Origin of the sequence: Pseudomonas sp. Irchel 3A7 (genome assembly GCF_900187565.1) — a bacterium.
Taxonomy (GTDB): domain Bacteria; phylum Pseudomonadota; class Gammaproteobacteria; order Pseudomonadales; family Pseudomonadaceae; genus Aquipseudomonas.
The window spans coordinates 14,891-39,226 of the sequence record NZ_FYED01000011.1 but is presented as its reverse complement, the minus strand read 5'-3'; the positions used below and the strand labels follow the sequence as shown (position 1 = coordinate 39,226).

The window sequence follows — 24,336 nt, the reverse complement described above, 5'->3', positions numbered from 1 at the left end:
CTGGAAATGAAATTCAGCTGCCGCATCGTTCGGCAGGGTTGCGCCAATAATGAGGTCTGGCGACGGCGCTGACCAGCCACACCCTCAAATCTCGATATCGACCCACAAGCCCTGGCGCGGCTGGTCTTCCATCAGCGGCGCCACCGGTACGGTATTGTCGGCATTGAGTTCGTCACCGGGGATCGCCAAGTGCGCTTCTGGATCATCATCAGCTTCACGCCGGCGCCGCTCGCGCTCCTGCTGTCGACGCTGTTCCTCGCGCAATAACAGAACGGCTTCTTCGCGGTCGCGGTTTTTCAGGTCGATGGTGCTGTCGGTGGAACTCTCCTGCATGGGCACCACAGGCGCGATGTCCGGGCGCGGGCGAACCGGGTCGTGCTGGGAAGTGATCGGCACGGCACTCAGGGGGAGCATCGGTGGCAGCATATAAATGGGTCTCCTGTCAGCAGGCTGTCGGCTGCGGGAATGGCGACTTGAGCCATCGGTCGCAAACTGTGACCCAATTGGCACTCGTGGGTGCCGTAGTCCACGCACCGCCTGTAAGTGGGCTAACGTAAACCCGAGAGTTTTTCTGAGAGTCCTTTGGCCCTCAAGCCCTCATTCCGTTAAGATAGCCCGCTTTTTCAAGGTGGGAGTCAGGCAGCATGGCGCAGCAGTATCAACCGGGGCAACGCTGGATTAGTGACAGCGAAGCCGAGCTGGGTTTGGGCACCGTTCTGGCACAGGACGGCCGCTTGCTGACCGTGCTCTATCCGGCCACTGGCGACACCCGCCAGTACGCGCTACGGAATGCGCCTCTCACTCGTGTAAGGTTTTCGCCGGGTGACAGCATCACTCACTTCGAAGGCTGGAAACTGACCGTTCGCGAAGTTGACGACATGGACGGCCTGCTGGTCTACCACGGTCTCAACGCCCAGAACGAAGTGGTCACCCTGCCGGAAACCCAACTGTCGAACTTCATTCAGTTCCGCCTGGCCAGCGACCGCCTGTTCGCCGGGCAGATCGACCCGCTGGCCTGGTTCTCCCTGCGCTACCACACCCTCGAACACACCAGCCGCCAGTTGCAGTCCTCGCTGTGGGGCCTGGGCGGCGTGCGTGCGCAACCGATCGCGCACCAGTTGCACATCGCCCGTGAAGTCGCCGACCGTATCGCGCCACGGGTTCTGCTGGCAGACGAAGTGGGCCTGGGCAAAACCATCGAAGCCGGCCTGGTGATCCATCGCCAACTGCTTTCGGGGCGCGCCAATCGCGTGCTGATCCTGGTGCCGGAAAACCTTCAGCACCAGTGGCTGGTGGAGATGCGCCGCCGTTTCAACCTGCAGGTCGCGTTGTTCGACGAAGAACGCTTCATCGAAAGCGATGCCTCCAACCCGTTCGAAGACACCCAGCTCGCGCTGGTTGCACTGGAATGGCTGGTGGACGACGAGAAGGCCCAGGACGCGCTGTTCGCCGCCGGCTGGGACTTGCTGGTAGTCGACGAAGCGCACCACCTGGTGTGGCACGAAGATCAGGTCAGCCCTGAATATTCGCTGGTCGAGCAACTCGCCGAAACCATTCCCGGCGTGCTGCTGTTGACCGCAACCCCGGAACAACTGGGCCAGGACAGCCACTTTGCCCGTCTGCGCCTGCTCGACCCGAACCGTTTCCATGACCTGCACGCCTTCCGCGCCGAGAGCGAAAACTATCGTCCGGTCGCCGAAGCCGTTCAGGAGTTGCTGGACAAGGGACGTCTGTCACCGCAGGCGCACGAGACCATCCACGGCTTCCTCGGCAACGAAGGCGAAGCGTTGCTGACCGCGGTCAACGATGGCGACACCGAAGCCAGCGCCCGCCTTGTGCGCGAGTTGCTGGATCGCCACGGCACCGGCCGCGTGCTGTTCCGTAATACCCGTGCCGCGGTGCAGGGTTTCCCGGAGCGCAAACTGCACCCGTATCCGCTGCCGTGCCCGGACGAATACCTCGAACTGCCACTGGGCGATCACGCCGAACTGTATCCGGAAGTCAGCTTCCAGGCCCAGCCGGACGCCAACGAAGAAGAACGCTGGTGGAAATTCGACCCGCGTGTCGAGTGGCTGATCGACCAGTTGAAAATGCTCAAGCGCACCAAGGTCCTGGTGATCTGCGCCCACGCCGAAACCGCCATGGACCTGGAGGACGCCCTGCGCGTGCGCTCCGGTATTCCGGCCACGGTCTTCCACGAGGGCATGAACATCCTCGAGCGTGACCGCGCCGCCGCTTACTTCGCCGACGAAGAATTCGGCGCGCAAGTGCTGATCTGCTCGGAAATCGGCAGTGAAGGCCGCAACTTCCAGTTCTCCCATCACCTGGTGCTGTTCGACCTGCCGTCCCACCCGGACTTGCTGGAACAGCGGATCGGTCGTCTGGACCGCATCGGTCAGAAGCACACCATCGAACTGCACGTGCCGTACCTGGAAACCAGCCCGCAAGAGCGCCTGTTCCAGTGGTACCACGAAGCGTTGAACGCGTTCCTCAATACCTGCCCGACCGGCAACGCCTTGCAGCATCAGTTCGGCCCGCGCCTGCTGCCGCTGCTGGAAGAGGCCGACGATGGCGAATGGCAAACACTGATCGACGAAGCCCGTACCGAGCGTGAGCGCCTGGAAGCCGAACTGCACACCGGCCGTGACCGCTTGCTGGAGCTCAATTCCGGCGGTGCCGGTGAAGGAGAGTCGCTGGTTGAAGCGATTCTTGAGCAGGACGACCAGTTCGCCCTGCCGATCTACATGGAAACCCTGTTCGACGCTTTCGGCATCGACAGCGAGGACCATTCGGAAAACGCCCTGATCCTCAAGCCGAGCGAAAAAATGCTCGATGCCAGCTTCCCGCTGGGCGACGACGAAGGCGTGACCATCACTTACGACCGCAACCAGGCGCTGTCCCGCGAAGACATGCAGTTCATCACCTGGGAACACCCGATGGTGCAAGGCGGCATGGATCTGGTGTTGTCCGGTTCCATGGGCAACACCGCCGTTGCGCTGATCAAGAACAAGGCGCTGAAACCCGGCACCGTATTGCTGGAACTGCTCTACGTCAGTGAAGTGGTTGCCCCACGCTCGCTGCAACTGGGCCGCTACCTGCCGCCGGCCGCATTGCGCTGCCTGCTCGATGCCAACGGCAATGACCTGTCGGCCCGGGTGTCGTTCGAGACCCTGAACGATCAACTCGAAAGCGTACCGCGCGCCAGCGCCAACAAGTTCATCCAGGCCCAGCGCGATCAGTTGACGCCACGGATCAACGCCGGCGAAGACAAGATCTACCCGCGTCACGCCGAACGAGTGGCGGAGGCGCAACGTCGCCTGGCGGCTGATACCGATGAAGAACTGGCACGCTTGACCGCATTGCAAGCGGTCAACCCGACCGTACGCGACAGCGAACTGGTTGCCCTGCGCAAACAACGCGAGCAAGGCCTGGCCATGCTCGACAAGGCTGCGCTGCGACTGGAAGCGATCCGGGTGTTGGTGGCGGGTTAACCCCCCTGCTCCACCGGCAAACAAGAAGGCCCGCAGCGATGCGGGCCTTTTTTTGTACATGACTTTTGTGATGTTTGTGATGGCCCCTTCGCGAGCAGGCTCGCTCCACAAGTCATTCCCCCTGTGGGAGCGAGCCTGCTCGCGAAAGCGATTACGCGGTCGCCGCAGAACCTTCAGGCTCAACCACAGCGACCAACCCCTCTTTCATCCGTTTGGCATCCCTTACAAAACACCGCGAAGCCAACACCAGAAACACCATGGTGAAAAACAGTGCCACCGGAATCAGGTACATCGCATCATGCAGACCGACCGCCTTGAACCCCTCGGTCATCTGCTCGGCACCCGCCGATAACATGGCCGTGTGCGCAAAGTGATCGGACAAGGCGCCGACCACCACCGGTCCCAAACCACCTCCCAACAGATACAACCCGGCGAAGAACAGCGCCATGGCAGTAGCCCGCAGACGCGGCTCCACCACGTCCTGGATCGCCGTGTAAACGCAGGTGTAGAAGTTATAGGCGAACAACCAGCCCACACTGAAAACGGCCACGAACACCCCGATCTCGATTCGCCCCGAATGCAGTGCCCACGCCGTGCACAAGGTAGAAATAATCAGACTGAACGCGGCGAACAGCAGACGACCATTGGCCACCCGCTGGTGGATCTTGTCCGCGATCCAGCCACCCAGGGTCAGGCCGACCAGTCCGGTTACGCCGACAATGACCCCGGTCGCCACTGCCGCTTCCTGCAATGGCATCAGGAAATAGCGCTGCAGCATCGGCACCAGAAACGAGTTACAGGCATAAGTCGCGAAGTTGAAGCACAGGCCGGCCAGCACCAGCCACAGGAAGGTCGGCACCGCCAGGACACGACGAATCGGCCGGTCAACCTTCTCTTGCGACACCTGCACGCTTTCGGCGGCACCGCGCTTGGGCTCCTTGATGTAGAACATGAAGACCGCCAGGATCAACCCCGGCACCGCGGCGATGAAGAACGGCGCACGCCAGCTGTCGAACGCCTTGACCATCGCGCCGATGGTGAAGAATGCCAGCAACAGCCCCAACGGCAGCCCCAGCATGAAAATCCCCATGGCCCGCGCCCGGCGATGAGCCGGAAACAAGTCGCCGATCAGCGAGTTGGCAGCCGGCGCATAGCTGGCTTCACCGATGCCGATGCCCATGCGCACGATCAGGAAGCTCCAGAAGCTGCCGACCATGCCATTGACCGCCGTCAGTCCGCTCCATGCGGCCAGGCCCCACCCCATCAGTTTGCTGCGCGAACCGGTGTCGGCCATCCGCCCCAGGGGCAGACCGGCAATGGCATAAACGATGGTGAACGCCGTACCGATGATCCCCAGTTGAAAATCGCTGAGGTGCCATTCCATGCGGATCGGTTCGATGATGATGGCCGGGATGGTGCGGTCGAAAAAGTTGAACAGGTTGGCCAGGAACAGCAGGAACAGAATGCGCCAGGCATTCGCCGCTTGGGTCGAGTTCTGCATGGGTCCGTCTCTTTTATTGTTATGGGGCTTCACTGCCAGCGCATCCGAGCCCGGAACCTGCAATCTAGTCAGGCCTGCCAACGCTGTCTGTAATTATTCGTAAAGCTGATACCTGTCCATGGCGCCCGGAGCTGCTCATGCAACGACTTATTTCCAAACGCTCTAACGTTCATTCCAAAATGGTAGACGCCAATTTGCCACTACCGCTTGCGATCCGTACCTGACCTCTATACTTCAGGACATTCGCCGGCGTTGCTTGCACCGGTCAGGGAATCAACATGGGGCATGCTATGGAGTGGCTTGGTCTGCATTTCATTACCGAGCTGCCAGAGAGCGGGCAGGTCATACTCAATTGCATACATGACCCTTTTCTGGTGCTACTGGCTTATCTGGTCGCCTGTGCCGGCAGCTTTGCCACGCTGGACATGGCCGAGCGCGTCGCCCATGCGGAAAAACCCGCCTCCCGACGCCTATGGCGCTGGGTCGGTGCCGGGTGCCTGGCCGGCGGAATCTGGGCCATGCACTTCATCGGTATGCTGGCGTTCCAGGCGCCGGTCAATGTGCATTACCATCTACCCATCACCCTTGCCTCCCTGTTGATCGCCCTGCTGGCTTCATGGCTGGCGATGCACACGCTCAGCCGCCCGGCCTTGAACTTCTGGCAATGCCTCAAAGCTTCGATCTGGATCGGCCTGGGCATTGCCACCATGCATTACGTAGGCATGTCCGCCCTGCGCTCGCCGGCGATGACCTACTATCAACCGACCTTGTTCGCCCTCTCCATCGTGGTGGCGATTGGCGCCAGCCTCGCGGCATTGCTGCTGGCGAACTACTTGCGCAACGGCGCCGGGATGTTCCATCAGTTGCTCAAATACAGCGCCAGCCTGGTACTCGGGACAGGCATCATCAGCATGCATTTCACCGGCATGGCCGCCTTCAATCTGGTACTGCCCACCGGTAGCCTCGTGATCCAACCCGGGGAAAACAACCATCTGCAGTTGGGCCTGACGGTCGCGGTGATGACGCTGCTGATCATCGGCAGCAGCGTCAGTGCGGCGCTGGCGGACAAGAAGCTGCAACACAAGGAGCATGACCTGCAGCGGGTCAACTCACTGCTCACCCAACTGGATCAGGCCCGCATGTCGCTGCAACAGGTGGCGCACTACGACCCTTTGACCAACCTGATCAACCGCCGCGGTTTCAACCAGCTGTTCGCCGAGAAACTCATCGAGAAAACCCATGGGGGCGGCATGCTCGCCGTGTTGTTCCTCGACATCGACCATTTCAAGCGCATCAACGACAGCCTCGGTCACGACGCCGGCGACGAGTTGCTCAAAGTGATCGCCAGCCACATCAAAGGCTCGGTGCGCAGCCATGAAGACGTGGTGGCGCGCTTTGGTGGCGACGAGTTCTGCATGCTCATCAACCTGCATGATCGCGAAGAAGCGCGGCACATGGCGCAGCGGATCATGTTGAAAATGAAGGAGCCCATTGAGTTGGCCGGGCGGCGCATGGTCATGACCACCAGCATCGGCATCAGCCTGTTTCCCGATGACGGCAAGACCTGCGACGAGCTGCTGAAAAACGCCGACCTGGCGCTGTACCAATCCAAGGGCAGTGGGCGCAATGGCCTGAATTTCTTCAGTGCCAACCTCAAGGCACGGGCCACACTGGAGCTGCAACTGGAGGAAGAGCTTCGCCATGCCCTGCGCGAGGACACCGGCCTGATGCTCTATTACCAACCGATCTACGACTTGAAAACCGGCCAGGTGAGCAAGCTTGAAGCATTGATTCGCTGGCAACACCCGGTCCACGGATTCCTCGCACCCGACCGCTTCATCCCCCTCGCCGAGGCCAACGGCCTGATCACCGAACTGGACAACTGGGTGCTGCGCAAAGCCTGTGAAGACCTCGGTGAGTTGTCGCGCCAGGGATGCGAAGCCCTGAAGATCGCCGTGAACTGCTCGCCCCTGAGCCTGGCGCGCGAGGAACTGGCGGGGCAAATCGAACAGGCATTGCGCAGCGCGGGAGTCGCGCCGCAACGACTGGAGCTGGAGGTGACCGAAAATGCCCTGATGGGCAATATCGCCGACACCCTGGTACTGCTGCGACAGATCCGCGCCTTGGGCGTGTCGCTGTCGATCGATGATTTCGGCACCGGATACTCGTCCCTGGCCTATCTCAAGCGCTTGCCGCTGAACACGCTGAAAATCGACCGTTCGTTCATTCAGGACATTCCCAAGTCGACCCAGGACATGGAAATCGTCCAGGCGATTATCGCCATGGCCCACACTCTGCATCTGGACGTGGTCACCGAAGGCGTCGAAACCTTCGAGCAATACCAGTTTCTCGAATGCCACGATTGCGACTTCGTTCAGGGTTACCTGCTCAGCCGGCCGGTGCCGCTGGCTGAATTATGTCCGGTACTGAACGAAATCAACCAGCGCAGGCACACCTACACCCTTACCTCATTGAATCTGCTGCACGGTACATCTGCACTAATGTAGACGGGTCTTTTTCCAGGAACCCCTGCCCGCCATGCAGTCGCATCAGCTGCGCCGCCAGGCCGCTGATCGGTGTCGCCGAACCCTGCTCGCGGGAAAACTTCACCGCCGTGTCCAGATCCTTGAGCAAGGTCCGCACATGCCATTTCACCGGCTCGAAACGGCTCTCGGCCATTTGCGGGGCGAGGATCTGCAAAGGTTTCGAATCGGCAAAACCACCGGCCAGCGCCTCGGCGATCAGGCTCGCATCGACACCGGAACGCTCCGCCAGCGCCACCACTTCGGCAATCACCAGCGCATTGCAGGCGACGATCATCTGGTTGCAGGCCTTGGTCACCTGCCCGGCTCCGACAGCGCCCATGTGGGTCACGCGCTGGCCCAGATTCAACAACACGGGTTTGATGCGTTCGAGATTCGCCGCGTCGCCACCGACCATGATCGCCAGGCTCCCCGCCTCGGCACCGACCACGCCACCGGACACCGGCGCATCAAGCCAGCCCATGCCGGTCCGGCTGGCAAGCTCTGTTGCCATTTCCCGCGTCGCGGTGGGTTCCAGGCTGGAGAAATCCACCAGCAACTGGCCGTTTTTCGCGCCTTCGACCACCCCGGTCGCGCCAAACACCACTTCACGCACCACCGAGGTATCCGCCAGGCACAACATCACCAAGTCCGCGTGCCGGCACAACTCAGCCGGTGTCGCGACCTGGCGGGCACCCGCCTCGACCAGCGGCGCGCATTTGGCCGGATTGCGGTTCCACACCGTCAGCGGATAACCCGCCGCCAGCAGGCGCCGACACATCGGCAGCCCCATCAGACCGATTCCGGCAAAACCCAACGAAGGTAGTGTTGACATCATTTTGCCTCTTTTTGATTAAAGATCGCCGAATATCGGCCGATTCATCATGACTCAGGAAAGGATTCCCCCGAGCGACGCTCAGGCCACGGCTCTGACGCTTGGGCCAAATACGCGCTGATAAAAGACGCGAGTTCTCATCCGTGACGGTTCGACGACAGCGTGTCGCCCGACCAACCAGCCCAGGTACATGGCGAACAATGACTTCCAAAAACAATCCGGCCACTGCGGTATCCGACCTGACCTTGAGCCCCGCGGCGAACAGCCCTTCATCGTCGAAGCCATTGCTCCCGTCACGCCCGCTGGCGACCCAGCAATACCTGTACTTCACCGAAACCAACACCGACCGCATCCTCGACAACCTCGACGGCCTGCGCGACATGGTGTTCCCGCGTCCACCGCACCTGGAAGGCGACAACGAACAGCACAGCGACCAGGAATTCCCGTCAGTGTGCCTGATCGGCCTGGGCCGTTGCGGTTCGAACATCGCGCTGGATGTCGCGGAGCTGGTATACAACGCCCGCAAGTTCTACCTCAACGAATTCAACAGTGAAGACCGCCTGTCGGCGGACAAGCGCTATGCCGAAAAAGGCTACAGCCCGGCCCAATGGATTCGCACCAACCTGCGCCTGATGCCGAACAAGGCGACCAAACCGGTGTTCCTGGTAGAGCCGCTGGTGATGCTCGGCGACCTCGACAAAGACATCGCCGGTCGCATCCGTTTCTCGCGCAAGGGTGAAAAAAGCGGTTTCCTGCGCGACTACAGCAAAATGAAAATCATGGACTTGTCGGAAGTCCACGCCGGTGGCGCCGGTAACGCGCCGATCCTCGGCCAATACCTGGCCAAGATCATCCTGAACAAGGACACCCAGCGCTTCTCCAGCCCTGACTGGAAGATGATTCACTCGTACCTGATCGACAGCTGCGGCATCAAGGCCAACCAATCGCGCCTGTACTTCTCGATCTTCAGTGCCGGTGGCGGTACGGGGTCGGGCATGGCTTCGGAATTCGGCCTGGCCCAGCAACACTCGTACATGAACAAGACCTTCGACACCAAGCCGATGGATGAGCACGACAGCAAGAGCGGTCACTCCTTCGTCTTCGAGCCGATTTTCACCAGCGGCATCTGTGTGCTGCCGAACATTTCCGATCACCGCAGTGAAATGTCCGAAGCGCTGCACATCAACGCCGGTCGGCTGCTGTGTAAATACCTGTCGGAAGAGTGGGACTTCTCCTACAACTTCGCCAACGAAGACAGCAGCGAAGCCAGCGTCATGGGCCGTATCCGCCCGTGGAACGCGATGATGCTGATTTCCAACGACATCATGCGTTACGCCGAAGAAAGCGACGACGGCAACATCCAGAACATTGATGTCAATGCCATGGAGAAGCACGCCAACCAGTACATCTCGCAGCAGATCTTCAACATTCTGACGGCGCAAGCGGTAACGACCGACTACGACCAGAACTATTTCCGTCGCGCCGGCATCGACATCGGCGAAACCATTCGCCTGGACGCCAACGACCTGTTCATGAGCCTGGCCGGCCCGGTGGCGATTGCCTACGCCGAGTCCGTGGTCCCGGAAACCCCGGCGCCTACCAGCGACAAGTTCAAGGTGTTCGAGAAAGAGCCGCAGCGCCTGAACATCGACGATCTGTTCTTCCGCTCCATCGACCTGCCGCACTTCAACAAGGTCACCCAGGCCATCGAAGGCATCAGCCTGCTGCCGATCGAGTCCAAGCGCTATCGTGCGTCGCTGGAGCAGTACAAGAATTCCGGCTACGACGCGGCGGCCCTGCACGACCTGCACTTCTTCAAGAACTGCTCGTCGGTGGTGTCGATCGTTTCGCTGCCGAAGGACTACAAGCTGTCCTACATGGACCTGAACCGGTTGAAGACCCATCTCAACAACCTGTTCCCCAATACCACGCTCAAACGCTACGCACTGGTAATCGGTGCCTCGGCCAACCTGTCGCTGACCACCCTGATCGCCAAGAGCCCGTGCCTGTCGGACGACTTCCTGACGCTGATCGTGGCCTTCATCAAACGTTGCTTCGCACGCAGTCCGTACCGTTTCGACGAAACCCTGGATAACTCGATGCTGGACTTCATCGTCAACGAAGAGTTCGACGAAGCGCGGATTGATGACTTGCTCAACGAGTTCGAGAACCCGGCGAAGATCCTCGATACCAACTGGTACGCGATCAAACCGATGTACGAGAAGAAATACCGCGAGCTGATCAACGACAAGGACAAGTTTGTCTCGATCAACGACATTCGTTTGTCGCGCGATTGCGTGAAGAAAGCGATCAAATACCTGCGTGAGATCTACCGTCACCGCATCGGCAAGACCAAGGTTATTTCGCTGAATAACCACACAGGCAAAACCTTCTAAACCGCGTCGTTCCCTTCGCGAGAAGGCTCGCTCCCACAGGATTCAGTGATGATCTTGGGAGAGCGAGCCTGCTCGCGAAGACCTCCTCGGATTCACGCAATCCCAACATCCAGAAACAATTGAGCAGCCCTCAGGCTGCCCGCTCAACTGTTCCCGTTACGTTTACGTCACCGTGAAGCTGTGGCTTTTCTCTACGGCAACGTGCCATCACGCTACTCGGCTACACACTTTTGGTCAGCGGCGACGCGCACCAAACAAGTGCATGCATTCAGGCCTTTGCTCTTTCCTGGATCAGGATCCACGGCGAAACCACCACTGCCCACAACTGCGGATCCCGTTCGAAAAGATCCAGCGCCCGCGTTTCAGACAGCTTGGCGACCTTGTCGCAGGCCAGCCAGGCAGCGACTTTCTCACCTTCGTCGGTGGCCACGGCCTCGGCGGCAGCGATCAAATCCAGGCCGGGGTCGACCCACAATAGGGCACCCTTGGCAAAGAACGGCTCCAACTCCTTCCAGGTAATAGATGCGGTTTCACCAAGCAGCTTGGCATAGAGGGTGCTAGGTTCTTCAGTCATGGGTCCGGTCCGGAAAAGAAATTGACGCAATGATAACGTCGGTGGTCTGGCAGAAAAACCCAGAAGCAATTTGCATCACTGAATGAAAAGAGCAGGAAAGCCAAGGAATGCACGGAATCTGGCTATAAGCCCGTCAACGCCCCGCCGCAATTCTGACTTTTTCTTTCAAAAAAGCGACACCCCCAAGTTTTGCCCCCTGGCGCCAGCTTCCCAGGCTGACAATCGGCGCTCTACACTGTACCGGTACAGTTGCCGAGGGGCTTTTCCGGGGAATGTCGTAGATACTGACCCGGTTCTGCTGCCGACGGCGCCAGGACTATAAAAACTACAACAGTAAGAGTGGAGCACTATGACTAAGGCTACTAAGCAGATTTCCAAACTGTTTGCCGCTATGGTTCTGGCCGGGGTTGCCAGCCATTCGTTCGCAGCTGACACCATCAAGATCGGCATCGCCGGCCCTAAAACCGGCCCTGTAGCCCAATACGGCGACATGCAGTTCAGTGGCGCCAAAATGGCCATCGAACAGATCAACGCCAAAGGCGGCGTAGACGGCAAGAAACTCGAAGCCGTTGAATACGATGACGCCTGTGATCCAAAACAAGCGGTAGCGGTCGCGAACAAAGTCGTCAACGACGGCGTTAAATTCGTGGTCGGCCACCTGTGCTCCAGCTCCACTCAACCGGCTTCGGACATCTACGAAGACGAAGGCGTGATCATGATCACCCCGGCTGCCACCAGCCCGGACATCACCACCCGTGGTTACAAAATGGTGTTCCGCACCATCGGTCTGGACAGCGCCCAGGGCCCTGCCGCCGGTAACTACATCGCCGATTTCGTAAAACCGAAAATCGTTGCTGTCCTGCACGACAAACAGCAATACGGTGAAGGCATCGCCACTGCCGTCAAACAAACCCTCGAGAAGAAAGGCACCAAGGTTGCCGTGTTCGAAGGCATCAACGCCGGCGACAAAGACTTCTCCTCGATCATCGCCAAGCTCAAGCAAGCCAACGTCGACTTCGTCTACTACGGCGGCTACCACCCGGAGCTGGGTCTGATCCTGCGTCAAGCGGATGAAAAAGGCCTGAAAGCCAAGTTCATGGGTCCGGAAGGCGTGGGTAACGATTCGATCTCGCAGATCGCCCAGAAGTCCTCCGAAGGCCTGCTGGTGACCCTGCCGAAATCCTTCGACCAGGATCCGGCCAACGTCGCCCTGGCTGACGCGTTCAAAGCCAAGAAAGAAGACCCGAGCGGTCCGTTCGTGTTCCCGGCCTACTCGGCTGTGACCGTGATCGCCGACGGCATCAAGGCTGCCAAGTCCGAAGACTCCGCCAAAGTGGCTGAAGCCATCCACGCCGGCACCTTCAAGACGCCTACCGGCGACCTGAGCTTCGACGAGAAAGGCGACCTGAAAGACTTCAAATTCGTGGTTTACGAGTGGCACTTCGGCAAACCAAAAACTGAAGCCAAGCCTCAGTAAGGCCTTGCCTGACTGACTGCCAATAAAGCCCACGGCGTGCCGTGGGCTTTGTTTTACGAACGTACCTGGGCCGCGCTGGCGTGATCCGCTAGTCTCCCCACCTGAAAATCTCAAAACCGTCATCAGCGGTTCGCTGGCAAACCCCGAGTCCGAAGTGGATGCAGATCCACGGGATCGGGCGGGAAAATGACTCCACCAGTGAAATGCGTATCAGGTTTTTAGGAGCGCTGTAATGCCTGACATCTATCACTTCTTCCAACAGCTGGTTAATGGTTTGACCATTGGCAGCACGTATGCCCTGATCGCCATCGGCTATACGATGGTTTACGGCATCATTGGAATGATCAACTTCGCCCACGGCGAGGTGTACATGATCGGATCCTACGTGGCGTTCATCGCCATCGCCGGGCTGGCCATGATGGGACTCGACAGTGTTCCGCTGTTGATGACCGCCGCTTTCCTGGCGACCATCGTTGTCACCAGTGCCTACGGCTACAGCATCGAACGGATCGCCTACCGCCCCTTGCGCGGCAGCAACCGTCTGATCCCGCTGATCTCCGCCATCGGCATGTCGATCTTCCTGCAGAACACGGTTCTGCTGGCGCAAGACTCCAAGGACAAATCCATTCCCAACCTGATTCCGGGCAACTTTGCCTTCGGGCCAGGTGGCGCACATGAAGTGCTGATTTCCTACATGCAAATCGTGGTGTTCGTGGTGACCCTGATCGCCATGCTCGGCCTGACGCTGTTCATCTCCCGCTCTCGCCTGGGTCGCGCCTGCCGCGCCTGTGCCGAAGACATCAAGATGGCCAACCTGCTGGGTATCAACACCAACAACATCATCGCCCTGACCTTCGTCATCGGTGCCGCGCTGGCGGCCATCGCGGCCGTGCTGCTGAGCATGCAATACGGCGTGATCAACCCGAACGCCGGTTTCCTGGTCGGCCTCAAGGCCTTCACCGCCGCGGTACTGGGCGGTATCGGCAGCATTCCGGGCGCCATGCTCGGCGGGCTGGTACTGGGTGTGGCAGAAGCTTTCGGTGCCGATATCTTCGGCGACCAGTACAAGGACGTCGTAGCCTTCGGTCTCTTGGTTTTGGTGTTGTTGTTCCGGCCAACCGGCCTGCTGGGCCGTCCGGAGGTTGAGAAAGTATGACTAGGAATCTTAAACAGGCGTTTTTCAGCGCCTTGCTGGTGTGGGCCGTGGCCTACCCGGTACTGGGTCTGAAGCTGACCATCGTCGGTATCCACCTCGAAGTCCACGGCACCAGCACCGCCACGCTGATCACCATCGCCGTGTGCTCGGTGCTGATGTTCCTGCGTGTCTTGTTCGACCAGCAGATCAGCTCGGCCTGGCGCTCCTCGCCAGGCATGCCGCTGATCCCGGCCAAGGCCACCAACTTCCTGACCCTGCCGAGCACCCAACGCTGGTTCATCATTGCGTTGATCGCCGGTGCGCTGATCTGGCCGTTCTTCGGCTCTCGCGGCGCGGTGGACATCGCGACACTGGTGCTGATCTACGTGATGCTCGGCCTGGGCCTGAACATCGTGGTCGGCCTGGCCGGCCTGCTCGACCTCGGTTACGTCGGCTTCTACGCCGTCGGCGCCTACAGCTATGCGCTGCTGTCGCACTACTACGGCCTGAGCTTCTGGATCTGCCTGCCGATTGCCGGCCTGATGGCGGCCACCTTCGGCTTCCTGCTCGGTTTCCCGGTGCTGCGTCTGCGCGGCGACTACCTGGCGATCGTGACCCTGGGCTTCGGTGAAATCATCCGACTGTTCCTGCGTAACCTGACCGGCCTCACGGGCGGTCCGAACGGCATCAGCAACATCGAGAAACCGACGTTCTTCGGCCTGACCTTCGAACGTAAAGCCGCCGAAGGCATGCAGACTTTCCACGAGTACTTCGGCCTGGCATACAACTCGATCAACAAGGTGATCTTCCTTTACCTGGTTGCGCTGCTCCTGGCACTGGCTGCGCTGTTCGTCATCAACCGCCTGCTGCGCATGCCGCTGGGCCGCGCCTGGGAAGCACTGCGCGAGGACGAGATCGCCTGCCGTGCACTGGGTCTCAACCCTACCGTGATCAAACTGTCGGCCTTTACCCTGGGCGCCAGTTTCGCCGGTTTCGCCGGTAGCTTTTTCGCTGCCCGTCAAGGCCTGATCACGCCGGAGTCCTTCACCTTCATCGAGTCGGCGATCATCCTCGCCATCGTGGTACTGGGTGGCATGGGCTCGCAGCTGGGTGTGATCCTGGCCGCCGTGGTGATGATCCTGTTGCCGGAAATGATGCGTGAGTTCAGTGAGTACCGCATGTTGATGTTCGGTGCCTTGATGGTACTGATGATGATCTGGCGCCCTCAGGGTCTGCTGCCCATGCAACGTCCTCACATGGAGCTGCGCAAATGAGCCGCGAGATCCTTAAAGTAGAAAACCTGAGCATGCGCTTCGGCGGCTTGCTGGCGGTCAACGGCGTTGCCTTGAGCGTGAAAGAGAAACAAGTGGTTGCACTGATCGGCCCCAACGGCGCCGGCAAGACCACCGTGTTCAACTGCCTGACCGGCTTCTACAAGCCGAGCGGCGGCAGCATCCTGCTGGACGGCGAGCAGATCGAAGGCCTGCCGGGCCACAAGATCGCTCTCAAAGGCGTGGTGCGTACCTTCCAGAACGTGCGGCTGTTCAAGGACATGACCGCGGTCGAGAACCTCTTGATCGCCCAGCATCGTCACCTGAACACCAACTTCCTGTCCGGCCTGTTCAAGACCCCGTCGTTCCGCAGAAGCGAGCGCGAGGCCATGGAATATGCCGAGTACTGGCTGGACAAGGTCAACCTGCGTGAATTCGCCAACCGTCCGGCCGGCACCCTGGCCTACGGTCAGCAACGTCGCCTGGAAATCGCCCGCTGCATGATGACCCGTCCGCGGATCCTGATGCTCGACGAACCGGCCGCCGGCCTGAACCCGAAGGAAACCGAAGATCTGAAGGCGCTGATCAGCGTGTTGCGTGAAGAGCACAATGTCACCGTGCTGCTGATCGAACACGACATGAAACTGGTCATGAGCATTTCCGACCATATCGTCGTGATCAACCAGGGCACGCCTCTGGCCAACGGTACGCCGGATGAGATCCGCGACAATCCTGAAGTGATCAAAGCCTACCTGGGGGAAGCGTAAATGCTGCAGTTCGAAAACGTTTCCACCTTCTACGGCAAGATCCAGGCCCTGCACAGCGTCAACGTCGAAGTCCGCCAGGGCGAAATCGTGACCCTGATCGGCGCCAACGGTGCCGGCAAGTCCACGCTGCTGATGACCCTGTGCGGTTCGCCTCGGGCCCACAGCGGCAGCATCCGCTACATGGGTGAAGAACTGGTCGGCCAGGACTCCTCGCAGATCATGCGCAAGAGCATCGCCGTGGTTCCGGAAGGTCGTCGGGTGTTTTCCCGCCTGACCGTGGAAGAGAACCTGTCCATGGGCGGTTTCTTCACGGCCAAGGGCGACTATCAGGAACAAATGGACAAGGTCCTCGGACTTTTCCCTCGCCTGAAAGAGCGCTTCAACCAGCGCGGCGGCACCATGTCCGGCGGCGAACAGCAGATGCTCGCCATCGGCCGTGCACTGATGAGCAAGCCCAAGCTGTTGCTGCTCGACGAACCGTCGCTGGGCCTGGCTCCGATCATCATCCAGCAGATCTTCGACATCATCGAACAACTGCGCAAGGACGGTGTGACGGTGTTCCTGGTCGAGCAGAACGCCAACCAGGCGCTGAAAATCGCTGACCGTGCCTACGTGCTGGAAAACGGCCGGGTGGTGATGACCGGCACCGGTGAAGCGCTGCTGACCGATCCGAAAGTGCGTGACGCCTACCTCGGTGGCTGAGCCTTTGCGGTAAACAAAAAAACGGCCTTCGCGGGCCGTTTTTTTTGCGCCAATCTCAACAGCGACGTTGCCCCCCTGTGGGAGCGAGCCTGCTCGCGAAAGCGGTGGGACATTCAACATTGATGTATCTGACACGCCCCCATTCGCGAGCAGGCTCGCTCCCACAGGATGTGCGCTTGCGGTTTATAGCCGATCCAGCGCTTCCCCACTGCGCTTGAACCACCCCATCAAATAATCCGCCAGCACCTGCGTGCGTTTCGGCAAGCCGCCTTGATACGGATGCACCAGGTACATCGGCATGCTTCGGGTCTGATAGTCACGTAACAGCCAGCGCAAACGTCCGTCAGCCAATTCCGCCGGCAGCAGGTAAGACGGCAAACGGGCAATACCGGCGCCGGCCAGGGCAGCTTTCTTCAGCAGGTTGTAATGGTTGCTGGCGAACGGCCCGGAGACCCGTACCCGCAGCAGTTCGTGTTGCTGGTGATACAGCCACTCCTCTCGACCGCTGTAATGACTGTTGAGCAGGCATCGGTGTTCGGCCAACGCTTGGGGTGTCTGCGGTTCACCGTATTGCTCCAGATAGGCCGGGCTCGCGCAGGTCATCTCGTGCCAGGCCAGCAGCGGACGCGCCACCAGTCGCTGGTCATTGGCCACGTCAGAGCGGATCGCCAGATCGAAGCCGTCGCGCGCCAGTTCGCGGTAACTGTTGTTGAGCTCCAGTTCGATCTGCACCTCGGGGTACTTGGCCGAGAATTCCAGCAGCAGGCCATCAAAGAAGGTTTCTCCCAGCGACACCGGAACTGTCATACGGACCGGACCGGCCATATCGTCCTTCAATCGCGCCAGGGCCTGACGCGCCCTTTCCACTTGTAGTACAAGCGCCTGGGCTTGTGGCAACAACGCCGCACCGGCTGCCGTCAGGCTCAGGCGTCGTGTGGTGCGTTGCAACAACACCACGGCAAATTGCGTTTCCAGTTGGCTGATACGCTTGGACAGCTGCCCCTTGCTGCAACCGAGCTGCTGGGCGGCCAAGGTAAAACTGCCCGCTTCGACCAATACGGCGAACGCCGCCAGATCATCCATTTCACTCATGGATTGTTTCCATTTGAAAACCAAAGGTTGCCTATTAGCGCGCTTATCAGCAGAAAAAACCACCCTAAACTGAAGCCACATTCAATCCAGTGGAGGAACGGCAACATGAAAATTCTTTTGATCGGCGCAGGCGGCACCATTGGTTCGGCCATCGACAAGGAACTGTCTCAACGCCACGAAATCGTACGCATCAACCGCAACAGCGGCGACTTTCAGGTGGACATCAGCGACAGCGCCTCGATTCGCAAACTGTTCGAGCAAACCGGCAAGTTCGACGCGTTGATCAGCGCCGCCGGCAACGTGACCTTCGCCCCGTTGGATGAGATGACCGAAGAGAGTTTTGCCCTGGGCCTGAAAGACAAGCTGATGGGCCAGGTCAATCTGTTGCTGATCGGCCGCGAGTTTGCCAATGACGGCGCGTCGTTCACCTTCACCACCGGTGTGCTCAGCCACGACCCGATCCGCAGTGGTGCCTCGGCAGCGCTGGTCAACGGCGCGCTGGACAGCTTCGTCCGTGCCGCCGCCATCGAACTGCCACGCGGCCTGCGGGTCAACTCGATCAGCCCGAACGTGCTGGTCGAAGCCATGGGTAAATACGCCCCGTACTTCCGCGGCTTTAAACCGGTTCCTGCGGCGGATGTGGCATTGGCCTACGCCAAGAGTGTCGAAGGCTTGCTGACCGGCCAGACCTTTCACGTCGGCTAACACAACACCCTCCCTGTAGGAGCGAGCTTGCTCGCGATGGGCGTTAACGATGGCGAGGACTATCTGAATGAACGCGGCGCCTTCATGTTTTTCGCGAGCAAGCTCGCTCCTACAGGGTGATTGATACCCATCGCCAGGGTTGTGATGGAGGATCAGGCTGAGTAACGTGGCGGCACTTGTCAGGAGACCCCAAGATGCATGTTGCCCGTTCCTTAGTCCTTGTTGCCCTGCTCCCCTTGTTCGCAGCCTGTCAGTTGCTCGACGGCTCGCGTGAAAGCGCCTCTCACGTGGGCCAGACCCGCATGCAAGGCCAGTTGAGCGCCGCCGACGGCAAACTGTTGTTCCAGCCCTGCGGCGAGCAACGTCGTTATGCCGTCAACGACACGGGCGGCACCAGTGTCCTGCAACAGGCCGCGAGCCTGGCCGATGCCCAGGGCAAGTTGTTTGCCGATGTGCGTGGGCGGATCGTTGCCGGTTCCGGCGACGGTCAACTCGACATTGAACAGCTGTATCGCATCGAGCAGACAGGTCACGCCTGTGACGATCCCGACTTCAAAAAGCTGATCCTGCGCGCGACTGGCCATGAGCCCGAGTGGAGTGTGAGAGTCAGCGGTAAAGGCATGATCATCGACCGCGTCGCCCAACCACCCTTGGCCGTCCCCTACGTCGAAGAGCAACTGGGCGATGGCCGCTTCAATCTCAGTACCGAAGCCAATAATCAACACATCGAACTGTGGGTCGCGCCGCAACGCTGCGTCGACAGCAGCAGCGGCAGCGTCCTGCACATGAGTGCCGAGCTGCGGATCGACGGCCAGGTGCAACGCGGTTGCGGGTATTTCGGCGGATCGCGCGACGACTGATCGTTTAAGCCTCACGGGACCCGGTCTTTGCGGCTTATAATCGCCGCCTTCAAACGCCCTGGCGCAGTTGTGCGCCCCGCGAACCGGATCCCGTCATGTTACGAATCACTGAACTCAAGCTGCCGATCGACCATCCCGATGAAGACCTGCGCCCTGCCATCGTGCAACGCCTGGGCATCGCCAGCGATGATCTGCTCGACTTCACCTTGTTCAAGCGCAGCTACGATGCGCGCAAAAAATCCTCCGAGCTGTGCTTCATCTACACCATCGACCTCAACGTTCGCGATGAGGCTGCGGTGCTGCACAAGTTCGCCGATGACCGTAACGTCAACGTGGCACCGGATGTCAGCTACAAAATGGTTGGCCAGGCGCCGACCGACCTGAGCGCGCGTCCGATCGTCGTCGGCTTCGGACCCTGCGGCATTTTCGCCGGGCTGCTGCTGGCGCAGATGGGCTTCAAGCCGATCATCCTCGAGCGCGGCCCCGATGTTCGCCAGCGCACCAAGGATACCTGGGGCCTGTGGCGCAAAAGCGTACTCAACCCCGAATCCAACGTGCAGTTCGGCGAAGGCGGTGCGGGGACGTTCTCCGACGGCAAGCTCTACAGCCAGATCAAGGACCCGAAATTCCTTGGCCGCAAAGTCCTGCACGAGTTCGTCAAGGCCGGTGCGCCGGAAGAAATCCTCTACGTCAGCAAACCGCACATTGGTACGTTCCGTCTGACCGGCGTCGTGGAAAACATGCGTGAAGAGATCCGCGCCCTCGGCGGTGAAGTGCGCTTTCAGCAGCGGGTCACCGACGTGCTGATCGAAGACGGGCAACTGGTCGGCGTCGAACTCCACGGCGGCGAGCAGATTCATTCGAAACACGTGATCCTGGCCCTCGGCCACAGCGCCCGGGACACGTTCCGCATGCTCCACGGCCGCGGCGTGTACATGGAAGCCAAGCCGTTCTCGGTCGGTTTCCGTATCGAGCACCCGCAGTCGCTGATCGACCGCGCGCGCCTGGGCAAATACGCCGGTCACCCGAAACTGGGCGCCGCCGACTACAAACTGGTACACCACGCCAAAAACGGTCGCTCGGTCTACAGCTTCTGCATGTGCCCGGGCGGCACCGTGGTGGCGGCGACCTCCGAGCCGAACCGCGTGGTCACCAACGGCATGAGCCAATACTCGCGTAACGAGCGCAACGCCAACTCCGGGATCGTCGTCGGGATTACCCCGGAAGTCGACTATCCGGGCGGTCCGCTGGCCGGTATCGAGCTGCAGGAACGCCTGGAGTCCCACGCCTACGTGCTGGGCGGCAGCAACTACGAAGCACCGGCGCAACTGGTCGGCGACTTCATCGCGGGCAAGCCGTCCACCGAACTGGGCAGCGTTGAACCGTCCTACAAACCTGGCGTTGCCTTGGGTGACTTGGCGCTGGCCCTGCCAGCCTTCGCCATCGAAGCCATTCGCGAAGCCTTGCCGGCATTCGAGAAGCAGATTCGCGGTTACTCGTTGCACGACGCGGTCTTGACCGGAATCGAGACCCGCACCTCGTCGCCACTGCGGATCACCCGTAACGAGTCGATGCAGAGCCTGAACGTGAAGGGCTTGTTCCCGGCCGGTGAAGGCGCGGGTTATGCGGGGGGGATTCTGTCGGCGGGTGTGGATGGGATTCGGATTGCGGAAGCAGTTGCCCGAGACATTCTCGGCATCGAGGCCTGATACAAATCCCCTGTGGGAGCGGGCTTGCTCGCGAAATCGGAGGATCAGTCAACATCGGCGTTGAATGACACTCCGTCTTCGCGAGCAGGCTCGCTCCCACAATGGTTCTTCAGCGTTCTCAGATATTGGCGCGCAACACGCTGGCCGGCAGCGCCACGCCCTGTTCGACGCTCGCCGCTACCACTGCCATCAACCCGCTCAACTCATACCCCTCGGCCTTGAGCCATTTCTGGTCGTAGTAAGTCGTGGCATAGCGTTCGCCGCTGTCGCACAAAATCGCCACGATCGACCCCGTCTCCCCTGCTGCCGCCATTTGCTGCGCCGCCATCAGTGCGCCGATCAGGTTGGTTCCGCTCGATCCGCCGACATGTCGGCCCAACCGCTCGGCCAGGTAATGCATGGCCGCCAGTGACAACGCGTCCGGCACCTTGACCATCGCGTCGATCACCCTGGGCAGGAACGACGCTTCCACCCGTGGCCGGCCAATGCCTTCGATTCGCGAACCGTGATCCAGGCGCAGGCTGGCATCGCCGGTCAGGTAGTAATCGAAAAACACCGAACGCTCGGCATCGGCACACAGCACGCGCGTGCAATGTTGGCGATAGCGCACGTAGCGCCCCAGGGTGGCCGTGGTGCCGCCGGTGCCGGGGCTGGAAATCAACCAGCTCGGCTCCGGATGCTTTTCGAAACGCATCTGCTGGAAGATCGATTCGGCAATGTTGTTGTTCGCCCGCCAGTCGGTGGCGCGCTCGGCATAGGTGAACTGGTCGATGAAATGCCCATCGTGTTCCCGCGCCAGGCGCTCGGACTCCGCGTAAATCTGTGTCGGATCGGCAACCAGGTGAGTCTGGCCACCGTAGAAAGCAATCTGCGCGATCTTCTCTTTGGACGTGCTGGCCGGCACCACCGCAATGAACGGCACCCCCAGCAAACGGGCGAAATACGCCTCGGAAATCGCCGTCGAGCCACTGGACGCTTCAATCACCGGCGCGCCGGGCTTGAGCCAGCCGTTACACAACGCATAGAGAAACAATGACCGGGCCAGGCGGTGTTTGAGACTGCCAGTGGGATGGCTGGATTCGTCCTTGAAATACAACTCGATGCCCGGAAAACCCGGCAGCGGCAAAGGAATCAGGTGGGTGTCGGCGCTGCGCTGGAAGTCGGCTTCGATGATCCGGATGGCTTCGCGGGCCCACTGTCGGTTGTCGCTCATGTTGGTTTTCTCGTTGGCTCGGGCAGGAGTCTGGCTCAATCACCAAGCTTAGGAAAAATCCTACATCCCGCACAGGTACAGCTGAAGTTCAATACGCCTGGCAACTGCTAGGCTCAGCTGCGTTGGAGAAAGGCTGCTTGTAACGACATATAACAAAAAAGAATATAACTTTTGTTTTAACTTCTAAGGGCACGGGTTAGGGTGTTCGACCTTTTGAATCGATTAATGGAGAGCGACTTTGCCTCTGCGTAGCACTTTCACGCGTTTCTTTCAGTTGGAAGCTGCCAGCGGTCTTCTGTTGATCGCCGCAGCCATTCTGGCTTTGATCATCAACAATTCCTCGCTGTCGTGGCTGTACAACGGTTTGCTGGATACGCCCGTGGTGGCCCAGGTCGGTGCGCTGAAGATCGCCAAACCGCTGCTGCTGTGGATCAACGACGGCCTGATGGCCCTGTTCTTCCTGCTGATCGGCCTGGAAGTGAAGCGCGAAGTCCTCGACGGGCAACTGTCCAAGCCGTCGCAAATCGTCCTGCCCGGCGCGGCCGCCATCGGTGGCATGGTGGTACCGGCGCTGATCTACTGGTTCCTCAACCGTGACAACCCGCCGGCCCTGAGTGGCTGGGCGATCCCGACTGCCACAGACATCGCTTTCGCCCTTGGCGTGCTGGCGCTGTTGGGCAAACGGGTTCCGGTATCGTTGAAGCTGTTCCTGATGACCCTGGCGATCATCGACGACCTCGGCGCAATCATCATCATTGCGATCTTCTATTCCGGTGCGCTGTCGACCCTGTCCCTGGCGCTGGCCGCGGCCTGCATCGTGGCGCTGATCGGCATGAATCGGTTCGGTGTGGTCAAGCTTGGGCCGTACATGATCATCGGCCTGATCCTCTGGGTATGTGTACTCAAGAGCGGTGTGCACGCCACACTGGCCGGTGTGACCCTGGCTTTCTGCATTCCGCTACGCACGAAAAACGCCGAACCCTCGCCACTGCTGACCCTGGAGCACGCCCTGCATCCATGGGTGGCCTACGGCATCCTGCCGCTGTTCGCCTTCGCCAACGCCGGCCTGTCCCTGAGCGGCGTGACCGTCGAAAGCTTCACCCATCACGTGCCAATGGGCATTGCGGTCGGCCTGCTGCTGGGCAAAACCCTCGGCGTGTTCGGCCTGACCTGGCTGGCGGTGAAATCCGGCATCGCCGCCCTGCCCCAAGGCGCCAACTGGGGCCAGGTGCTGGGCGTGGCGATCCTCTGTGGCATCGGCTTCACTATGAGCCTGTTCGTCGGCTCCCTGGCCTTCGTACCCGGCGCCAGCGAATACGCCGGGATGGATCGGATGGGGATTCTGACCGGTTCGATACTGGCGGCGTTGATCGGTTATGCGGTGACGGCGGCGGCGAGTCGCAAGAACGCGCTACAACAGGTTTAGCCAAAGACACCACCATCCCTCGCCACAGGCAAAAAAAACCCCGACCAGTCACCCGGTCGGGGTTTTCTTTTACCTGTATTCCCGCTTAGTGCGTAACGCGGCTTGTACCGTCAACCGTGGCAATACGCACACGCTCGCCAACACGGAACACTTCGTTTTCCTGCACCTGCTGCACGTAGGCGCGCATGCTGCCGTCGTCTTCGCGCACGGTGATTTCAACACCTTGAGTACGGGTCAGGCCTTCTTCGGCCGCCGAGCCCACCAGGCCGCCGGCCACTGCGCCGATGACCGCAGCCACGATGCTGCCTTTGCCGCCACCGATGGCGCTACCACCGACACCACCGACCGCCGCCCCCGCCAAGCCGCCGATCGGGGTTTTGGTGCCTTCGATTTTCACCGGGCGCAATGCTTCGATGGTGCCCATGCGAACCGTCTGCACGCGACGCGCTTCGTCACGGGAGTAGGAGTCACCGGTCAAGCTCGATTGGCAGCCAGTGAGCAACATCGCCATCGTGGAAAAGGAAGCAACCAGCAGAACAGACTTACGCATAGCATCAACTCCAAAGGACAGGTAACCATTAAACTCCGCAGCTTGACGCCTGTCACGGCATCGCCCGGATAAAATTGTTTCGATTCAGGCCTTGTACAGGCACTTAAACG

19 protein-coding genes are annotated in these 24,336 nt (G+C 60.1%); 12 read left to right on the top strand and 7 right to left on the bottom strand.

Going from position 1 to position 24,336, the window contains the following annotated elements:
- Nucleotides 1-84: 84 nt before the first annotated feature.
- Nucleotides 85-426: an aspartate-semialdehyde dehydrogenase gene (locus CKW21_RS18510; protein ID WP_095195399.1), complete on the bottom strand. Its 342-nt coding sequence runs from the start codon at nucleotides 424-426 to the stop codon at nucleotides 85-87.
- Between the two features lie 218 nt (nucleotides 427-644).
- Here CKW21_RS18510 and rapA point away from each other — a divergent pair, with 218 nt between their 5' ends.
- Nucleotides 645-3,491 (top strand): RNA polymerase-associated protein RapA, encoded by a 2,847-nt coding sequence (gene rapA / locus CKW21_RS18505; protein WP_095195398.1) that lies wholly within the window; start codon nucleotides 645-647, stop codon nucleotides 3,489-3,491.
- Nucleotides 3,492-3,642: 151 nt separating this feature from the next.
- Here rapA and CKW21_RS18500 read toward each other — a convergent pair whose 3' ends face one another.
- The gene (locus CKW21_RS18500) at nucleotides 3,643-4,992 is read right to left on the bottom strand and encodes an MFS transporter (RefSeq protein ID WP_095195397.1); all 1,350 of its coding nucleotides are present in this window, start codon (nucleotides 4,990-4,992) and stop codon (nucleotides 3,643-3,645) included.
- Nucleotides 4,993-5,282: 290 nt separating this feature from the next.
- Here CKW21_RS18500 and CKW21_RS18495 point away from each other — a divergent pair, with 290 nt between their 5' ends.
- Complete coding sequence (locus CKW21_RS18495) at nucleotides 5,283-7,499, top strand: bifunctional diguanylate cyclase/phosphodiesterase (RefSeq protein WP_305885268.1); 2,217 nt, start codon at nucleotides 5,283-5,285, stop codon at nucleotides 7,497-7,499.
- On the opposite strand, the gene CKW21_RS18490 is transcribed toward CKW21_RS18495, so the two are convergent.
- Complete coding sequence (locus tag CKW21_RS18490) at nucleotides 7,456-8,352, bottom strand: NAD(P)-dependent oxidoreductase (protein ID WP_170948690.1); 897 nt, start codon at nucleotides 8,350-8,352, stop codon at nucleotides 7,456-7,458. The two genes, CKW21_RS18495 and CKW21_RS18490, sit on opposite strands and share 44 nt — an antisense overlap.
- Nucleotides 8,353-8,549: 197 nt before the next feature.
- Between CKW21_RS18490 and CKW21_RS18485 the strand changes: the two genes are divergently transcribed.
- Entirely contained in the window at nucleotides 8,550-10,745 is a 2,196-nt protein-coding gene (locus CKW21_RS18485) for a hypothetical protein (RefSeq protein ID WP_095195395.1), read from the top strand.
- Between the two features lie 268 nt (nucleotides 10,746-11,013).
- On the opposite strand, the gene CKW21_RS18480 is transcribed toward CKW21_RS18485, so the two are convergent.
- Nucleotides 11,014-11,319: a DUF2288 domain-containing protein gene (locus CKW21_RS18480; protein ID WP_095195394.1), complete on the bottom strand. Its 306-nt coding sequence runs from the start codon at nucleotides 11,317-11,319 to the stop codon at nucleotides 11,014-11,016.
- Nucleotides 11,320-11,668: 349 nt separating this feature from the next.
- Between CKW21_RS18480 and CKW21_RS18475 the strand changes: the two genes are divergently transcribed.
- From CKW21_RS18475 to CKW21_RS18450, 5 genes are all read left to right on the top strand, one after another.
- On the top strand, nucleotides 11,669-12,796 hold the full coding sequence (locus tag CKW21_RS18475; RefSeq protein WP_095195393.1) for a branched-chain amino acid ABC transporter substrate-binding protein: 1,128 nt from the start codon (nucleotides 11,669-11,671) through the stop codon (nucleotides 12,794-12,796).
- A 232-nt stretch (nucleotides 12,797-13,028) separates the two neighbouring features.
- Nucleotides 13,029-13,952, top strand: a complete 924-nt coding sequence (livH, locus tag CKW21_RS18465) for a high-affinity branched-chain amino acid ABC transporter permease LivH (RefSeq protein WP_095195392.1) — start codon at nucleotides 13,029-13,031, stop codon at nucleotides 13,950-13,952.
- Nucleotides 13,949-15,205, top strand: coding sequence for a high-affinity branched-chain amino acid ABC transporter permease LivM (locus tag CKW21_RS18460; RefSeq protein ID WP_095195391.1), 1,257 nt, complete (start codon nucleotides 13,949-13,951; stop codon nucleotides 15,203-15,205). The genes livH and CKW21_RS18460 overlap by 4 nt, the downstream gene beginning before the upstream one ends.
- The gene (livG, locus tag CKW21_RS18455) at nucleotides 15,202-15,969 is read left to right on the top strand and encodes a high-affinity branched-chain amino acid ABC transporter ATP-binding protein LivG (protein ID WP_095195390.1); all 768 of its coding nucleotides are present in this window, start codon (nucleotides 15,202-15,204) and stop codon (nucleotides 15,967-15,969) included. The genes CKW21_RS18460 and livG overlap by 4 nt, the downstream gene beginning before the upstream one ends.
- Complete coding sequence (locus tag CKW21_RS18450; protein WP_057716104.1) at nucleotides 15,970-16,671, top strand: ABC transporter ATP-binding protein; 702 nt, start codon at nucleotides 15,970-15,972, stop codon at nucleotides 16,669-16,671. It begins immediately after the preceding gene.
- A gap of 183 nt (nucleotides 16,672-16,854) precedes the next feature.
- On the opposite strand, the gene CKW21_RS18445 is transcribed toward CKW21_RS18450, so the two are convergent.
- Nucleotides 16,855-17,763: a LysR family transcriptional regulator gene (locus CKW21_RS18445; RefSeq protein WP_095195389.1), complete on the bottom strand. Its 909-nt coding sequence runs from the start codon at nucleotides 17,761-17,763 to the stop codon at nucleotides 16,855-16,857.
- Between the two features lie 105 nt (nucleotides 17,764-17,868).
- Here CKW21_RS18445 and CKW21_RS18440 point away from each other — a divergent pair, with 105 nt between their 5' ends.
- The 3 genes from CKW21_RS18440 to CKW21_RS18430 all read left to right on the top strand — a co-directional run bounded on the left by CKW21_RS18440 (nucleotide 17,869) and on the right by CKW21_RS18430 (nucleotide 21,037).
- Nucleotides 17,869-18,468, top strand: a complete 600-nt coding sequence (locus CKW21_RS18440) for a short chain dehydrogenase (protein ID WP_095195388.1) — start codon at nucleotides 17,869-17,871, stop codon at nucleotides 18,466-18,468.
- A gap of 194 nt (nucleotides 18,469-18,662) precedes the next feature.
- Complete coding sequence (locus tag CKW21_RS18435) at nucleotides 18,663-19,328, top strand: COG3650 family protein (protein WP_095195387.1); 666 nt, start codon at nucleotides 18,663-18,665, stop codon at nucleotides 19,326-19,328.
- Nucleotides 19,329-19,423: 95 nt separating this feature from the next.
- Entirely contained in the window at nucleotides 19,424-21,037 is a 1,614-nt protein-coding gene (locus CKW21_RS18430) for an NAD(P)/FAD-dependent oxidoreductase (RefSeq protein WP_095195386.1), read from the top strand.
- A 118-nt stretch (nucleotides 21,038-21,155) separates the two neighbouring features.
- Here the strand turns inward: CKW21_RS18430 and CKW21_RS18420 are convergent, their stop codons facing one another.
- The gene (locus CKW21_RS18420; RefSeq protein WP_095195385.1) at nucleotides 21,156-22,250 is read right to left on the bottom strand and encodes a PLP-dependent cysteine synthase family protein; all 1,095 of its coding nucleotides are present in this window, start codon (nucleotides 22,248-22,250) and stop codon (nucleotides 21,156-21,158) included.
- Between the two features lie 238 nt (nucleotides 22,251-22,488).
- Between CKW21_RS18420 and nhaA the strand changes: the two genes are divergently transcribed.
- Nucleotides 22,489-23,676, top strand: a complete 1,188-nt coding sequence (gene nhaA, locus CKW21_RS18415) for a Na+/H+ antiporter NhaA (protein ID WP_095195384.1) — start codon at nucleotides 22,489-22,491, stop codon at nucleotides 23,674-23,676.
- Between the two features lie 85 nt (nucleotides 23,677-23,761).
- On the opposite strand, the gene CKW21_RS18410 is transcribed toward nhaA, so the two are convergent.
- The gene (locus CKW21_RS18410) at nucleotides 23,762-24,226 is read right to left on the bottom strand and encodes a glycine zipper 2TM domain-containing protein (RefSeq protein WP_095195383.1); all 465 of its coding nucleotides are present in this window, start codon (nucleotides 24,224-24,226) and stop codon (nucleotides 23,762-23,764) included.
- Nucleotides 24,227-24,336: the final 110 nt, after the last annotated feature.

What these genes read in the sequence shown, in the direction of transcription:
- CKW21_RS18510 (WP_095195399.1), bottom strand. Translation starts at nt 426, where the DNA reads ATGCTGCCACCGATGCTCCCCCTGAGTGCCGTGCCGATCACTTCCCAG.
- rapA (WP_095195398.1), top strand. Translation starts at nt 645, where the DNA reads ATGGCGCAGCAGTATCAACCGGGGCAACGCTGGATTAGTGACAGCGAA.
- CKW21_RS18500 (WP_095195397.1), bottom strand. Translation starts at nt 4,992, where the DNA reads ATGCAGAACTCGACCCAAGCGGCGAATGCCTGGCGCATTCTGTTCCTG.
- CKW21_RS18495 (WP_305885268.1), top strand. Translation starts at nt 5,283, where the DNA reads ATGGAGTGGCTTGGTCTGCATTTCATTACCGAGCTGCCAGAGAGCGGG.
- CKW21_RS18490 (WP_170948690.1), bottom strand. Translation starts at nt 8,352, where the DNA reads ATGATGTCAACACTACCTTCGTTGGGTTTTGCCGGAATCGGTCTGATG.
- CKW21_RS18485 (WP_095195395.1), top strand. Translation starts at nt 8,550, where the DNA reads ATGACTTCCAAAAACAATCCGGCCACTGCGGTATCCGACCTGACCTTG.
- CKW21_RS18480 (WP_095195394.1), bottom strand. Translation starts at nt 11,319, where the DNA reads ATGACTGAAGAACCTAGCACCCTCTATGCCAAGCTGCTTGGTGAAACC.
- CKW21_RS18475 (WP_095195393.1), top strand. Translation starts at nt 11,669, where the DNA reads ATGACTAAGGCTACTAAGCAGATTTCCAAACTGTTTGCCGCTATGGTT.
- livH (WP_095195392.1), top strand. Translation starts at nt 13,029, where the DNA reads ATGCCTGACATCTATCACTTCTTCCAACAGCTGGTTAATGGTTTGACC.
- CKW21_RS18460 (WP_095195391.1), top strand. Translation starts at nt 13,949, where the DNA reads ATGACTAGGAATCTTAAACAGGCGTTTTTCAGCGCCTTGCTGGTGTGG.
- livG (WP_095195390.1), top strand. Translation starts at nt 15,202, where the DNA reads ATGAGCCGCGAGATCCTTAAAGTAGAAAACCTGAGCATGCGCTTCGGC.
- CKW21_RS18450 (WP_057716104.1), top strand. Translation starts at nt 15,970, where the DNA reads ATGCTGCAGTTCGAAAACGTTTCCACCTTCTACGGCAAGATCCAGGCC.
- CKW21_RS18445 (WP_095195389.1), bottom strand. Translation starts at nt 17,763, where the DNA reads ATGAGTGAAATGGATGATCTGGCGGCGTTCGCCGTATTGGTCGAAGCG.
- CKW21_RS18440 (WP_095195388.1), top strand. Translation starts at nt 17,869, where the DNA reads ATGAAAATTCTTTTGATCGGCGCAGGCGGCACCATTGGTTCGGCCATC.
- CKW21_RS18435 (WP_095195387.1), top strand. Translation starts at nt 18,663, where the DNA reads ATGCATGTTGCCCGTTCCTTAGTCCTTGTTGCCCTGCTCCCCTTGTTC.
- CKW21_RS18430 (WP_095195386.1), top strand. Translation starts at nt 19,424, where the DNA reads ATGTTACGAATCACTGAACTCAAGCTGCCGATCGACCATCCCGATGAA.
- CKW21_RS18420 (WP_095195385.1), bottom strand. Translation starts at nt 22,250, where the DNA reads ATGAGCGACAACCGACAGTGGGCCCGCGAAGCCATCCGGATCATCGAA.
- CKW21_RS18410 (WP_095195383.1), bottom strand. Translation starts at nt 24,226, where the DNA reads ATGCGTAAGTCTGTTCTGCTGGTTGCTTCCTTTTCCACGATGGCGATG.